14 protein-coding genes are annotated in these 13,440 nt (G+C 55.5%); 8 read left to right on the forward strand and 6 right to left on the reverse strand.

Annotated features, from left to right (window positions below; all coding sequences use genetic code 11):
• Positions 1-2: 2 nt before the first annotated feature.
• Positions 3-3,053, reverse strand: coding sequence for a formate dehydrogenase-N subunit alpha (fdnG, locus tag IP581_RS00215; RefSeq protein WP_097401896.1), 3,051 nt, complete (start codon positions 3,051-3,053; stop codon positions 3-5).
• Positions 3,054-3,295: 242 nt separating this feature from the next.
• Between fdnG and fdhD the strand changes: the two genes are divergently transcribed.
• Both fdhD and IP581_RS00225 read left to right on the forward strand, forming a co-directional pair.
• Positions 3,296-4,132: a formate dehydrogenase accessory sulfurtransferase FdhD gene (gene fdhD / locus IP581_RS00220; protein WP_193821499.1), complete on the forward strand. Its 837-nt coding sequence runs from the start codon at positions 3,296-3,298 to the stop codon at positions 4,130-4,132.
• Positions 4,133-4,258: 126 nt separating this feature from the next.
• The gene (locus tag IP581_RS00225) at positions 4,259-4,471 is read left to right on the forward strand and encodes a YdgH/BhsA/McbA-like domain containing protein (RefSeq protein ID WP_017460122.1); all 213 of its coding nucleotides are present in this window, start codon (positions 4,259-4,261) and stop codon (positions 4,469-4,471) included.
• 49 nt (positions 4,472-4,520) lie between these two features.
• Here the strand turns inward: IP581_RS00225 and IP581_RS00230 are convergent, their stop codons facing one another.
• Together IP581_RS00230 and IP581_RS00235 are read right to left on the reverse strand one after the other, a co-directional pair.
• Positions 4,521-5,018, reverse strand: a complete 498-nt coding sequence (locus tag IP581_RS00230) for a YgjV family protein (RefSeq protein WP_228007798.1) — start codon at positions 5,016-5,018, stop codon at positions 4,521-4,523.
• A gap of 55 nt (positions 5,019-5,073) precedes the next feature.
• Positions 5,074-5,595, reverse strand: coding sequence for a Crp/Fnr family transcriptional regulator (locus IP581_RS00235; RefSeq protein ID WP_097401899.1), 522 nt, complete (start codon positions 5,593-5,595; stop codon positions 5,074-5,076).
• Between the two features lie 136 nt (positions 5,596-5,731).
• On the opposite strand from IP581_RS00235, the gene IP581_RS00240 reads away from it, so the two are divergent.
• Entirely contained in the window at positions 5,732-5,944 is a 213-nt protein-coding gene (locus tag IP581_RS00240) for a YdgH/BhsA/McbA-like domain containing protein (protein WP_017459685.1), read from the forward strand.
• Positions 5,945-6,196: 252 nt separating this feature from the next.
• On the opposite strand, the gene IP581_RS00245 is transcribed toward IP581_RS00240, so the two are convergent.
• Positions 6,197-6,616 carry a flagellar protein FlhE gene (locus IP581_RS00245; RefSeq protein WP_097401900.1) on the reverse strand — a complete coding sequence of 140 codons (420 nt, stop codon included), beginning with the start codon at positions 6,614-6,616 and terminating at the stop codon, positions 6,197-6,199.
• A 463-nt stretch (positions 6,617-7,079) separates the two neighbouring features.
• Between IP581_RS00245 and IP581_RS00250 the strand changes: the two genes are divergently transcribed.
• From IP581_RS00250 to IP581_RS00265, 4 genes are read left to right on the forward strand one after another with little or no spacing between them, the layout of a single operon-like run.
• A complete protein-coding gene (locus IP581_RS00250) occupies positions 7,080-7,757 on the forward strand; it encodes an ABC transporter ATP-binding protein (protein ID WP_097401901.1) in 678 nt (225 codons plus the stop codon).
• Entirely contained in the window at positions 7,750-9,000 is a 1,251-nt protein-coding gene (locus IP581_RS00255) for an ABC transporter permease (protein WP_193821500.1), read from the forward strand. The genes IP581_RS00250 and IP581_RS00255 overlap by 8 nt, the downstream gene beginning before the upstream one ends.
• Positions 8,993-10,459: a TolC family protein gene (locus IP581_RS00260; protein WP_193821501.1), complete on the forward strand. Its 1,467-nt coding sequence runs from the start codon at positions 8,993-8,995 to the stop codon at positions 10,457-10,459. Before IP581_RS00255 ends, IP581_RS00260 begins: the two co-directional genes overlap by 8 nt.
• Entirely contained in the window at positions 10,452-11,753 is a 1,302-nt protein-coding gene (locus IP581_RS00265; protein ID WP_193821502.1) for an efflux RND transporter periplasmic adaptor subunit, read from the forward strand. The genes IP581_RS00260 and IP581_RS00265 overlap by 8 nt, the downstream gene beginning before the upstream one ends.
• Before the next feature lie 12 nt (positions 11,754-11,765).
• Here the strand turns inward: IP581_RS00265 and IP581_RS00270 are convergent, their stop codons facing one another.
• Both IP581_RS00270 and IP581_RS00275 read right to left on the reverse strand, forming a co-directional pair.
• Positions 11,766-12,089, reverse strand: coding sequence for an AzlD domain-containing protein (locus IP581_RS00270; RefSeq protein ID WP_097401905.1), 324 nt, complete (start codon positions 12,087-12,089; stop codon positions 11,766-11,768).
• Positions 12,089-12,751: an AzlC family ABC transporter permease gene (locus tag IP581_RS00275; protein WP_193821503.1), complete on the reverse strand. Its 663-nt coding sequence runs from the start codon at positions 12,749-12,751 to the stop codon at positions 12,089-12,091. Before IP581_RS00275 ends, IP581_RS00270 begins: the two co-directional genes overlap by 1 nt.
• Positions 12,752-12,852: 101 nt before the next feature.
• On the opposite strand from IP581_RS00275, the gene IP581_RS00280 reads away from it, so the two are divergent.
• Positions 12,853-13,401 (forward strand): helix-turn-helix domain-containing protein, encoded by a 549-nt coding sequence (locus IP581_RS00280; protein ID WP_193821504.1) that lies wholly within the window; start codon positions 12,853-12,855, stop codon positions 13,399-13,401.
• Positions 13,402-13,440: the final 39 nt, after the last annotated feature.

Genomic DNA, 13,440 nt, shown 5'->3' on the forward strand with positions numbered 1-13,440 from the left:
CGTTACACCTTTTCCACATTCACCAGGAACGCCTTAAACTCCGGCGTTTGGGTGTTCGCATCGCCGACGAACGGCGTTAACGTATTGGCGATAAAGCCTTTCTTCGCCACACCTTCATAACCCCAGTGGATCGGAATACCGATGGTATCGACTTCCTTACCGTGCACGTTGAGCGTGCGAATACGTTTGGTCACCACCGCCTTGGCTTTGATATAGCCACGGTTAGAGGAGACGCGCACCGTATCGCCCTGCGTGATGCCCAGCTTGTTTGCCAGTTTTTCGCCAATTTCCACAAACTGCTCCGGCTGCGCAATAGCGTTAAGCAGCGCGTGCTTGGTCCAGTAGTGGAAATGCTCGGTTAAACGGTAAGTGGTACCGACATACGGGAACTTATCCGCTTTACCCATCGCTTCCAGATCGCCTTTAAATACGCGGGCGGCCGGGTTGGAAACCACTTTCGGGTGCAGCGGGTTGGTGCCCAGCGGCGTTTCAAACGGCTCGTAATGTTCCGGGAACGGCCCTTCTGCCATCTTATCGAGTGCGAACAGGCGGCCCATGCCTTCCTGCTGCATGATAAACGGCCCGACATTGCTACCCGGTGCGGCGGCGCTGTAGTCCGGAATATCCACGCCGCCCCATTTCGCGCCGTCCCATTTCAGCAACTGACGCTTCGGATCCCACGGGTTGCCCTGCGGATCAGCGGAAGCGCGGTTGTAGAGAATGCGACGGTTAAGCGGCCATGCCCATGCCCAGCCCAGCGTATTGCCGAGGCCCGACGGATCCGCGTTATCGCGGTTCGCCATCTGGTTGCCTTTCGGCGTCCAGCTCCCGGCGAAAATCCAGCAACCGCTTGAGGTGGTGCCGTCATCGCGCAGGTGAGCGAAGGTGCTCAGTTGCTCGCCTTTCTTCGCCAGCACGGTGCCGGTTGCCGGATCGATAATATCCGCCAGCGCTTTACCGTTGCTTTCCATGGCCACTTCTTCCGGCGACGGGTTTTCCGGCGTCGAGTAGTTCCAGGTCATGTTCAGCACCTGTTCCGGGTTGGCGCCGCCTTCTGCCGCGTACATTTTACGCATGCGCAGGAAGATGCCCGCCAGGATCTCGCCGTCGTTCAGCGCATCGCCCGGGGCGTCCGCGCCTTTCCAGTGCCACTGCAACCAGCGGCCCGAGTTAACGATAGAACCGTTCTCTTCCGCGAAGCAGGTTGATGGCAGTCGGAACACCTCGGTCTGAATTTTCGACGGATCGACGTCGTTAAATTCGCCGTGGTTCTGCCAGAAGTTCGAGGTTTCCGTGTTGAGCGGGTCAATCGTTACCAGGAACTTCAGTTTTGACAGTGAGGCGACCACCTTATTTTTGTTCGGGAACGACGCCACCGGGTTAAAGCCCTGGCAGATATAGCCGTTGACCTTGCCCTGGTTCATCATGTCGAAGTACTGCAGAACGTCGTAACCCTTGTCCCACTTCGGCAGCCAGTCAAAGCCCCAGCTATTTTCCGCTGTCGCTTTGTCGCCAAAGAAGGATTTCATCATCGAAACGAAGAATTTCGGGTAGTTGCCCCAGTAGTTTACCTGGCCTTCCAGCAGCGGTTTTGGCGTGTTGGCGGTCAGATAGGTCTGGAGATCGGTCTGTTTTTCATTTGGCAGCGTCATATAGCCCGGCAGGCTTTGTGACAACAGGCCAAGATCCGTCAGCCCCTGAATGTTGGAGTGACCGCGCAGGGCGTTCACTCCGCCGCCCGCCATCCCCATGTTGCCGAGCAGCAACTGAATCATCGCCATGGTGCGGATGTTCTGCGCGCCAACGGAGTGCTGCGTCCAGCCAAGTGCATACAGGAACGACGCGGTTTTATCACGAGCGCTGGTTTCGGCGATGTATTCGCACACCTTCAGGAAGTCCGCTTTTGGCGTCCCGCAGATGTCTTCCACCACGTCCGGCGTATAGCGGGAGACGTGCGCTTTCAGCAGGTTCCACACGCAACGCGGATGGGTGAGCGTGGTATCGCGTTTGGCGAAACCTTTCTCATCCAGCTCGTAGTTCCAGCTGGTTTTGTCGTATTTACGTTTTTCCGCGTCATAGCCGGTGAACAGGCCATCTTCGAAGCCAAAATCTTCACGCACAATAAGCGTGGCGTTGGTATAGGCCTCGGTGTATTCGCGCTGATATTTTTCGTTGGTCATCAGGTACAGCAACACGCCTGACAGGAAGGCAATGTCAGTACCGGAACGAATCGGCGCATAGAAATCCGCCACAGAGGCGGTACGCGTAAAGCGCGGATCGATAACAATCAGCTTCGCGCCATTGTGGATCTTGGCTTCCATCGCCCAGCGGAATCCCACCGGATGCGCTTCTGCCGCGTTCCCCCCCATCACAACGATAAGGTTGGCGTTTTTCATGTCGACCCAGTGGTTGGTCATCGCACCGCGACCAAAAGATGGAGCAAGACTTGCTACCGTTGGTCCGTGTCAGACACGCGCCTGGTTGTCGACGGCTAACATGCCGAGTGCGCGGGTGAATTTTTGCGTTAAATAGCCGGTTTCGTTACTGGATGCGGATGCGCACAGCATCCCGGTGCTCAGCCAGCGGTTGACGGTCGTCCCTTCCGCGTTTTGCGCGATATAGTTGGCGTCACGATCCGCTTTCATCAGTTTGGCAATGCGGGTAAAGGCTTCATCCCACGAAATTTGTTGCCACTTATCTGAGCCTGGCGCGCGGTATTCCGGGTATTTCAGGCGACTTTCTGAGTGGATGAAATCCACCAGACCTGCCCCTTTCGGGCACAGCGCCCCACGGTTTACCGGATGATCGGGGTCACCCTCGATATGGAAGATTGACGCTTTGGCGTTTTTCGCTCCATCGCCGAGGCTGTACATCAACAGCCCACAGCCGACGGAACAATATGTGCAGGTATTCCGGGTTTCGCGGGTACGCAGCAGCTTATACTGCCGTGTTTCCGCGAGCGCAACACTCGGGGCAAAGCCCAGCGCCGCTGCCGTGGTTCCTGCCATACCGCCAGCGCAGATCTTAAAGAACTGCCTTCTGCTGACCTGCATGGTTTGCTCCTGGTTCGACATTACTCTTATCGTTTTTTTCTTTGCGGTGGTTTTCGCAAAGGTTCAGAATTGCTGTTAATCCCTCATATCCAGGGGGATTAGCAACGAAGAATACCACAATGTAGGTATGCTCATTCTGACGTGAAGGGTTCAGAACTGCTGCTATTCCCTCTTTTCCCCAAGGGATATGCGCGGAGAATACCATAATGTCGATACGCTTGTTCGATAACGGTTAAGACAAAGTGAACGATTTGCAGACAAAAAAGCACAAAAATGCAACATCAGTCACAGGAGCCCGCGAGGTTAGCCTGTGGAAACGCGCTGATTTGCAGCATGCCGTGCCGGATATGCTGGCGGAGGAAGTGCCTGTTGCACTGGTGTACAACGGCATTTCGCACGTGGTGATGATGGCGTCACCAAAGGATCTCGAACTCTTCGCGATCGGCTTCTCCTTATCCGAAGGGATTATCGAAAACGCATCAGACATTTACGGGATGGATGTGGTCCCCTCCTGTAACGGCCTTGAAGTACAAATTGAGCTCTCCAGCCGCCGTTTTATGGGGTTAAAAGAGCGGCGACGCGCGCTGGCCGGGCGCACCGGTTGTGGCGTATGCGGCGTCGAGCAGCTAAACGACATTGGCAAACCCATCGCGCCGCTGCCTTTTACGCAGACTTTTGACTTACAGGCGCTGGATGCCGGGCTGGCGCATTTAACCGATTTTCAGCCTGCCGGGCAGCTAACCGGCTGCACGCACGCCGCTGCCTGGATGTTGCCATCCGGTGCGTTAGCGGGGGGCCATGAAGATGTCGGGCGTCATGTCGCGCTGGATAAGCTGCTTGGTCATCGCGCCCGTGAAGCGCGAGCCTGGGCGAGCGGTGCGGTGCTGGTTTCCAGCCGCGCCAGCTATGAGATGGTGCAAAAGTCCGCCATGTGCGGCGTTGAGATCCTGTTTGCCGTCTCTGCCGCGACCACGCTGGCGGTAGAAGTGGCGCAGCGCTGTAACCTGACGCTGGTGGGTTTTTGCAAGCCGGGCAGGGCGACCATTTATACCCATCCGCAGAGATTAATCGGTGTATAAATTAGTCAAAAAAGTTGAATATTGAGAACAAATCCTTCCGCTTTTTGTTGTGAGTAAACAGGTCTACTATTTATTTCATCGAGGCACAGCGCCTCACTCAAACAAATTAACGTAAGGGTTTATATCATGAAAAGCATCAAAACTTTTGTCGCAGTTATCGCTCTGGCTACCTCTTTTGGTTCTTTCGCTGCACAGTCTGTGACCGCAACTGATTTAACCCTGAGCGGCGCAGAAGCGAAAATCGCCGCGCAGGCTCAGCAGGCTGGCGCATCTTCTTACCAGATCACTGAAGCCTATACCGGCAACCAGGTTCATATGACCGCCGAACTGAACAAATAAGTCACGCTGTATTGTCGAAAGAGCGCCTGCGGGCGCTTTTTTTTGCCTGTTATCCCGCCTGCCGGGTGAGCCGCCAGTACGACACCAGCGTACTGAGAATGAAGGCGCTCTCCATGACAACCGCCACGGGCGATCCGATCACCATATTATTCACCAGCCAGCAGCCGCTCCCGCAGAGGGTGAGCCGCCGCATACTTTTGGCCGCCGGGTGAAAAGCAGCGCTGGTCATCAGCAGGCTACCGAGTAGCGGTAAAACATCGGTGGGTTGCTGCCAGCTTAGTGCGCTGCACAAGCAGGTTGCGACAATAAATCCATTTTTCATTTTCCGCGCGGTCGTCATGATGGCGGTCAGATAACGGCATGCGGCCAGCGCCATCAAACTCGCGGCTACAGGCGCGTTCAGCAAGCAGAAATGTATCGCCAGCAGGCTGGTGGAGGCGGCAAGTATCGCCAGGGTGATCCGCCGGCGGGCAAACTGAAACGCCAACAAATCAAAAATGAAAGAAAAGCCAGCCAGCATTTGTGATAACCAAAAAGCGCTCATCATCGTCTCCTCGGGTGCGAGATGACGGCGATGGTAGCGGCCCGGCGGCAGGCTTTCGTTAACCTTTGTTAAGACGCGCGCGGATGCGCGACAAGCTCACCGGCGAGATGCCGATATAACTGGCGAGATCTTTTTGCGTTAATTGTGCCTCCCATGCCGGGAAATGGGTCTGCACATAGCGATAGCGTTGCTCCGGGTTATTGAGCAAAAACATCTGCTCCTTCTTCTCTTTAAAGATCAGTTGCTGGCGCAGGAGCGCTATTTTGGCCGCCTGATGTTCTTCTTGTTCCAGTAAACGCAGCGGTACTTCGCAGAGCGCGCCTGACGTCAGCATTTGCAGGCTGTAATCCGCCACGCTACCGGTTAGCCAACTGAGATAGAGAAAGCAGCACTCGCCGGGGAAATAAAACTCTTTGATCCGTTCGTTCCCCTCCGGCGAATGCCAGACCGCCCTGGCAATACCCTCCTGCAAGACAAACATGTTTTGTTGCCTGTCACCCTGCCTGAGCAGGGTTGTTGTCGGGCTGACCTGTACCGTTTTTCGACCCGCCAGCAGCGGTGCTAATTCAGTCGCTATCATCGGAAACTCGTTTGTTCAGTAATTTTGAATTTTAACGGCAAATACTTCCGCTTTTTGTTGTGAGTAAACAGGCCTATTATTTATTTCATCGAGGCAGAACGCCTCACTCAAACAAATTAACGTAAGGGTTTATATCATGAAAAGCATCAAAACTTTTGTCGCAGTTATCGCTCTGGCTACCTCTTTTGGTTCTTTCGCTGCACAGTCTGTGACCGCAACGGACACCACACTTGCCGGCGCTGAAGCGAAAATTGCTGCTCAGGCTCAGCAGGCTGGTGCATCTTCTTACCAGATCACTGAAGCCTATACCGGCAACCAGGTTCACATGACCGCTGAACTGAGCAAATAAGCAATGTTGTCCTGTCGAAAGAGCGCCTGCGGGCGCTTTTTTTATTTCTATGATGGGATGATAGCGTATTACCGGGGAGGTAGTGGTATTCAGCCATTTCCTGAAGTGTTTTAAAAATATCCATATATCACTGAAATGCCCGATGGCATATAAGACATCGGGCATTATTATTATGGGTAAAGTAAATTCACATTCTTATTATTACAGTGCGTTATCAGTAATAATAAAATTACGCGGGAAGCGAATTATTAATTAGAATGTGTAGTTAACAATAACCTGGCTTGACTGGCCATTGACTGTCACCATTTTACCGGTGCCGTTTACACGAGCCCAAAGACTAATTGGCTGGTTCGGTGCAATATTATCGTTGGTAAAGTTAACGCTGCCTGAACGCGCGTTGGAGACATCATAGCAGGTATTACCGTTGTTATAGCATAAGTAAACCTGCATTCCAGCCGGGTAGGAACTGTAAGTCCAGGTGTAATAAACCTGGCCAACTTTACCGGTTGATGGTGTACCGGCAGGGACAGGAAATGCTTTGTTATACCATTGGTTTTTAACGCTAATTGATGGCGGCACCATTGAGGAAGTGGCAGTACCACCCGTGGCAAATGCGCTTGAAGAGATAAACATTAAGCCTGATAAAGCCAGCAGGATCGATTTCCGTTTCATTTAAAGCCTCATTAAAGAGTAAGCTAACTCATATCCATGATATTTACCTTAAATCATGGGAATTATTGAGTTGCCCTGCGTGAATACAAGGTAACTCAATAATTCTTATTTGCCAGCTCTAATTTCCGTTTGCCCATGGAAAGCTAGATAATATATTTATTTTTGTCAATGCTTATTATTTTAATTAAGCATGGCTTAATTGTTGTTTAATATTTAAATATGTTAGGTAAAATGTACCAAATACCTATCGGCGATTGCAGTTAATTCTTTAGATATCAATTTTGGTAGGTTTTGTTGAAATGCATCTACGACAAAAACACTAAAGGTTTCGTTTTTCTGGCCGTTAATATTGATATGTAGTTCACACCATATCCGTGTTCTTCAGGATGAATTATTGGCAAACATGGAACGGTCGCACGACTCAGGGATAAGCGAAACTCACCACACGACATCTGGCGCTGATTTGATACGCCTGGATTCGGTGACCTATTCCTACGCCGCTGGTGCCGCGCGGCAGACTATCCTGCACAATATTTCGTTATCTATCCCCGCCGGGCAAAGTTGCGCCATTGTTGGCGCGTCTGGATCGGGGAAAAGCACACTGCTCAATCTGCTGGGATTGCTTGATACGCCCACGTCCGGACGCGTGATGTTTCATGGCGAAGATATGTCCCGCTGTGGCGCAGACGCCCGCGCGACGGCGCGTAATCACATCATTGGTTTTGTCTTTCAGAGTTTCAATTTGCTGCCCCGGCTTACCGCGCTGGACAATGTTGCCTTGCCGCTACTCTACCGCGGCGTCCTGCGCCATGAGGCTCAGGAGGCTGCCCGCAAGCAGCTTCAGCGCGTCGGTTTAAGTGATCGCGCGCATCACCGCCCTGCAGATTTGTCCGGTGGGCAGCGCCAGCGTGTGGCCATTGCCCGTGCGTTGGTTGGTGAACCGGCTTTGCTGCTCGCCGATGAACCCACCGGTAACCTTGATAGCCAAAACGCCGCTGACATCATCGACTTACTGCTGGCCTTGAATCGCGACAGTGGCACCACACTGGTGCTGGTAACGCATGACAATGCCATTGCCCGCCGCATGTCGCGCTGCATTCAGGTGGCTGACGGGCGGATCAGCGAGGCCACGCATGTCTGATCGCCGCCTGCCCGTCGCACTGCGCGTTTCTCCGCCTTCACGCTACGGAATGCCGTGGCTGCAACTTTTGCTGGAGTCGCTGGATAACCTGCGGCTGCTGGGGCGCCGTGCGGTGCTGGCGCTATTGGGTATCGCGGTGGGCTGCGCGGCGGTGGTGGCGTTGCTCAACATTGGCTACAACGCCGAACGTGAGGCGATGAGCATTTTTCGCGGTATGGGCAGTGAGTTACTGGTTGCCAACATTCAGCAGCCTGTCGGTTCCGGCCGAAAACCGCTGGTTGCCCCCGCCGATCTGGATATCGATGCCTTGCATCAACATATCCCGGAAATTGACGCTGCCTCTGCGCTCATTCCCAGCAACACGCAAGCGCGTTTTAATGGCCGAACGGCGGCGGCAACACTGGTCGGTAGCGGCGCTGAGTTGCCTTCTGTTCTGCGACTGCAACTGGAACAGGGCCGCTTTCTGAGCCGTTTTGACGCGCAGAGCACCTACGCCGTTATCGGGGCGAATGTCGCCGCACAATGGGCCCAGCCCGACCGCCCTGTACTGCTGGGCGACCGCATCCAGATTGGCGGTTATCTCTTTGAGATAGTCGGCATTCTGCGCGCGCAAGGACCAAATCCGATCATTCCTGTCTCCGTGGATGATGCCATTTTGCTGCCGATAACCGGTATGCGCCGGGTGATCGATTTTCCGCAAATCACTGGCGTCGCGGCGCGTAGCCGCAGCGGTGAACAACTGGAGCACATCGCGCCCAGGCTACAGGCGTGGCTCAACGAAAAGATGCCCGGCTTCGAGGTTAATGTGCAGGTTCCTCAGCAGTTGCTGGAAGGCATTGAGCAGCAGTCGCGCCTGTTTTCAGGGTTGCTCGCCGGGCTTGGCGGCATCTCGCTGTTGGTCGGCGGGGTGGGCGTGATGAATGTGATGGTGATGAATGTGTCGGAGCGCCGCCGGGAAATTGGTGTGCGCATGGCGCTGGGCGCGCGTCCGCGCGATATCGCGATGCTCTTTTTGCTGGAAGCCATCGTGCTAGCGACGGCAGGCGCGCTGCTTGGCGCGGCGGCGGGTTTCGCGGCGGCGTGGCTGTTTGTCTGGTTTTCTGGCTGGTCTGATTTTGCCTTATCCGCCGCGGCGTTGCCGTTGGGCATTGGCAGCGCCATTGTTATTGGGCTGTTTTTTGGCTTATCTCCCGCACTGGCGGCGTCCCGGCTGGAGCCGGTGGAGGCGTTGCGCGATGCGTAAAAATGTCTGGCTGATATTCCTGGCAAGCCTGAGTGTTTGCCCGGTGCGTGCGGAAATGCCGGTGAACCCTTCCCACGCCACGCGAGACGGCGAGATAGCGCGTATTGCGCTGAAAGGCGACAGTATCGATCTCACCCTGAGTGATGCCATCTATCTTGGACTGCGTGATAACCGCGCCATTCGTAGCGCGTATCTCGACAGGGTTGCGCAGAAATTTGACCTGCGCGTGGCCGAAGATCGCTTCACGCCAAAACTGGTGCTCTCCGGCAATTATCTCTCCACGCGTAACCAGGACGACCGCTACCGGCAGGGAAACCTGACGCCGACCTCCACGCTGCTCACCCCTTACGGCACGCGCGTTAGCCTCGGCTGGACATATCAACACACCGACGCCAACCTGGCGGGGTTATCCCACAATGACGGCGCGAACTTTTCTGTTATTCAGCCGTTGTTGCGCGGGGCGGGTAAAGATATTGCCACCGCGCCGGTTCGCCTTGCGCAGATGACCGAGCAAATCAACCGCCTGAATTTGAAATCCACCGTTTCGCAGACGATCACCCAAATTATTACCGCTTACCGCGATCTGTTGCTGGCGCAGGAGCAGTTGAAGATTGCTCAGGACTCGCTGGCGCGGGCGCGCCAGTTGGTGGACGTGAACCAGGCGATGATCAGCGCCGGGCGCATGGCGGAGTTTGAAATTGTGCAAACCGAGGCCGAAGTGGCCTCACAAGAACTGGCGCATGAAGAGGCGCGAAATCGGGTGGATATAGCGCGGCTGGCGCTGTTGCAATTGCTGGCGTTGGATCTGCATGCGCCAATCGTCGCGACCGAAGCGCTACAGGCAAAGCCTGTCGAGGTGCAGGCCGATCGCGCGTTGAAACAGGCGGAGGCGTCGCAGCCCGCTTACCTGGCGCAGCTGCTTGTTGGCGAACAGGCTGCGATTAACCTCGCCGTCGCCCGGAATGACCGGTTGTGGGATGTTTCACTGGTCGGCGGCGCGACGCAGCAGCGTAACCGTGCGGCGCGAGGTGATGGCGCGCGCAACTGGGATAACTATGTTGGGATTCAGGTGGAGATCCCCATCGGCGACATGACCGCTCGGCAGGCGGAAGTGCAAGCGCAGGTCAATGTGAAAAATCAGCAAATCCAGCTGGCGGAAGCGCACCAGCAGCTTGACCGTGATGTCACCAACGCCGTGCGCGATATGGGTACCCGCTGGCGGCAGTTTGAGATAGCCCAACGCGCACGGGATTTGTCACGCCGCAAACTGGAAATTGAACGGGAAAAACTGACCGCCGGACGCTCCAGCAACTTCCAGGTGCTGAGCTTTGAAAACGATCTTCGCAACGCGGAAAACGCCAGGCTAAATGCACTTATCAGCTATTTGAATGCGCAGGCCGGGCTCGATCAAACGCTGGGCACCACGCTGCAAAGTTGGGATATTTCGCTCAATGATTAAGTTTCTTACGCACAAGCAACGCCTGCTTTTATTGCTGATGTTTGCAGTGATGGCTGGCGGCTCACTCTTCTGGTGGGCCGTTGCACACGAACCTGACAGTGGCGTTACGCAGGAGATCTGGCTGCCGGTTCAGCCGCAGCGGCTGGAAAACCAACTGGGGCTGGTGGGGCGTATTCAGGCGGCCCGCCAGCAAACCCTTGCCGCGCCATTTGATGGGGTGATCCGCGAAATCGCGGTTCACGAAGGGCAGCGCGTTGAAAAGGGACAAATGTTGATAGTGCTTGATCCCGGACAGATTGAGATCCAACTTCGCCAGGCGCAGGCGGAGCTTTTGAAAGCGCAAAAGGAGGTGGCGCTGTTTCGCAACTGGAACAGTAGCCCGGATGTCTCGCGCGCCAGGCGCATGGTGCAGGCCGCGCGCGCGACGCTCTCCAATACGCAGGCCAACCTTCGCGATACCACTGCGCTTTTTAAGCGCGGGATTGTCGCCCGTATGGAAGTCGATGCGCTGACGCAGCAGGCACAAACGCAGCAGCAGGATCTGGCGGCCGCGCAGGAAGAGTTACAAACGATAGAAGCGCGGGGTAAAGGCGAGGACAGCAAAATTGCCGATATGGAACTGGCGAATGCGCAGGCCCGCTACGCTGCGCTGAAGGCGCAGGTGGAGCGACAAACCATACGTGCGCCCTATGCCGGTTTTATCGTGCGCCCGGTCGCGCCGGATAGCGGTAAACCGGTGACTCTCCAGCCGGGTTTGTCGGTGAGCCAGGGCGCGGCGTTGTTAACGGTGACAGGGCTGGACACGATCCAGGTGGTAACGCGTGTTGAGGAAGCGGATCTCCACCAGTTAAAAGAGGGGATGCCGGTTAACATCACCGGTGAAGGGTTTGCCGGAAAAACGCTCAGCGGGCAGATCCGCGAAATTGGCGTGCAGAGCAGCCCGGCAGAGACGCAGGGCGCTTATTACGATGTCACGGTGTCGGTAGATACCCCACTGGCGGATTTACAGCAAGATATTCGGCTGGGGATGAGCGCCCGGCTGGCGGTGATCACCTGGCAGAACGAACACGGTTTTGCGGTGCCCGCTCAGGCATTACATTTCGATCAGCAATCGGGTTCGCGCTGGGTGCTCTGGCGAGCATCATCCGGTGCGACACCGCGAAAAGTGGTGGTCACCACCGGGCAGACGGTGGCGCAGGGGGTGGAAATACGCGGTATTGACGCGGGGGAGGTGCGCGTTGACATGAGCGCGCAGGGCGGTTCGGCTAACCCGGTTTCCGTGAGTATCCATTAACGCGCCCGTTTCTTATGCTATTCCGGCCAGGCGCAGCAACGCGGTGACAACCGCAGCGGAAAGGATCACCACAATCAGCGGCATTTTGCGCCAGGCGAGAAACAGCGCGAAAAGCACGCCCAGTACGCGCGCCATGCCAGCGAAATGTTCACCTTCATAGAGCATCGACGCCAGTGCGACCGCGAAAAGCAGGGTAGTTGCCGCATCCGACAGCAGCGCCTGCGAGTGTTCGGAAAGCGCCAGCCGGCTGCCAAGTTTTGCGCCGCCAAGACGCATCAAATAAGTGCCGACAGAAAGGGTGGCGATACCGCCGATAATAAGCGCGACGCTGGTCATTATTTCTTCCTCGTCAGTAAGCCAAGTAAAGAGAGCAGCACCGGTAATCCCACCGGCGCAAAAGGAACGGCGGCGAGCGACAATACCGCGCCGCTTGAGGCGCGAATCAGCGTGGTGCGCTTTTTCAGCGCCGGCAACACCAGCGCCAGTAAAATTGCCGGGAAAACCGCATCCAGACCAATGGTTTCCGGCGCGGGCAGCAATTTACCTACCACCGCGCCCACCAGTACGCCAGCGGGCCACAATAACGCGACACCTAAACCACACAGCCAGTAAGCGGCTTTACGCTGCTCGGCGGTGGGTTGTGATAAACCGAACACCACGCTTTCATCGTTCATGATGTGGCAGCCGAGAAAACTGGCTGCACGTTGACCCACCAGTTCACGCACCGTGACGCCAAAAGGAATATGGCGAGCGTTGACCAGCAGACCCGCGAGCGCGGCGGCCAGTGGATTGCCGCCGCTGGCGACAATACCGATAAACATAAATTCGGAAGCGCCAGCCAGCACTAGCGTGGAGAGCGCCAGCGGCACCCATAAAGGAAAGCCGTACGCCATCGCCAGCGATCCATACGAGACGCCGACGACGCCCACGGCCAGGCAGACCAGGAAGATAGCTTTTACGGTGTCGCTTTTCAGCGAGGCGAAGTGTCTGGTGAACATCTCTCTTTACCCATATCGAACGTTTATCCATTATAATGAACACACCAGAATCGTTTTTCAACAAGAACGATTCGTTCGATTAAATGAACAATGGGGTGTTTATGACACAGCCAATTAGCATCATTGCCAAAAGTCTGGTGCGTGAGCGACTGCGAACCGGCCTTTCGCTGGCAGAGATTGCCCGCCGGGCGGGTATCGCCAAATCCACGCTTTCACAGCTGGAAGCGGGTAACGGTAATCCTAGTCTGGAAACGCTCTGGGCGCTCTGCGTCGCGCTGGACATTCCCTTTGCTCGCCTGCTGGAACCGCAAAAACCCACCACGCAGGTTATCCGACGTGGTGAAGGCACCAAAGTGATTGCCGAAGAGGCAAATTACCAGGCGATATTGCTTGCGGCCTGCCCGCCCGGCGCACGACGCGATATCTATTTATTGCTCACGCAACCTGGCGCCGATCGGATCTCGCATCCTCACCCGACAGGTTCAGTGGAGCACATTATTGTGACACAAGGGCGCGCGCTGGTAGGGCTGACGGAAGCGCCGGAAGAGTTAGGCGAAGGGGATTACATTTGTTATCCGGCGGACAGGGAACATATCTTTAAAGCGCTGCAGGCGGATACGCAGGCCATTCTGGTAGCTGAACAAAATTAATCCGCTTTAATTCCACTCGGCAATAATAAAAACGAATAA

The sequence above is a fragment of the Kosakonia pseudosacchari genome, assembly GCF_015167415.1.
Taxonomy (GTDB): Bacteria; Pseudomonadota; Gammaproteobacteria; order Enterobacterales; family Enterobacteriaceae; genus Kosakonia; species Kosakonia pseudosacchari.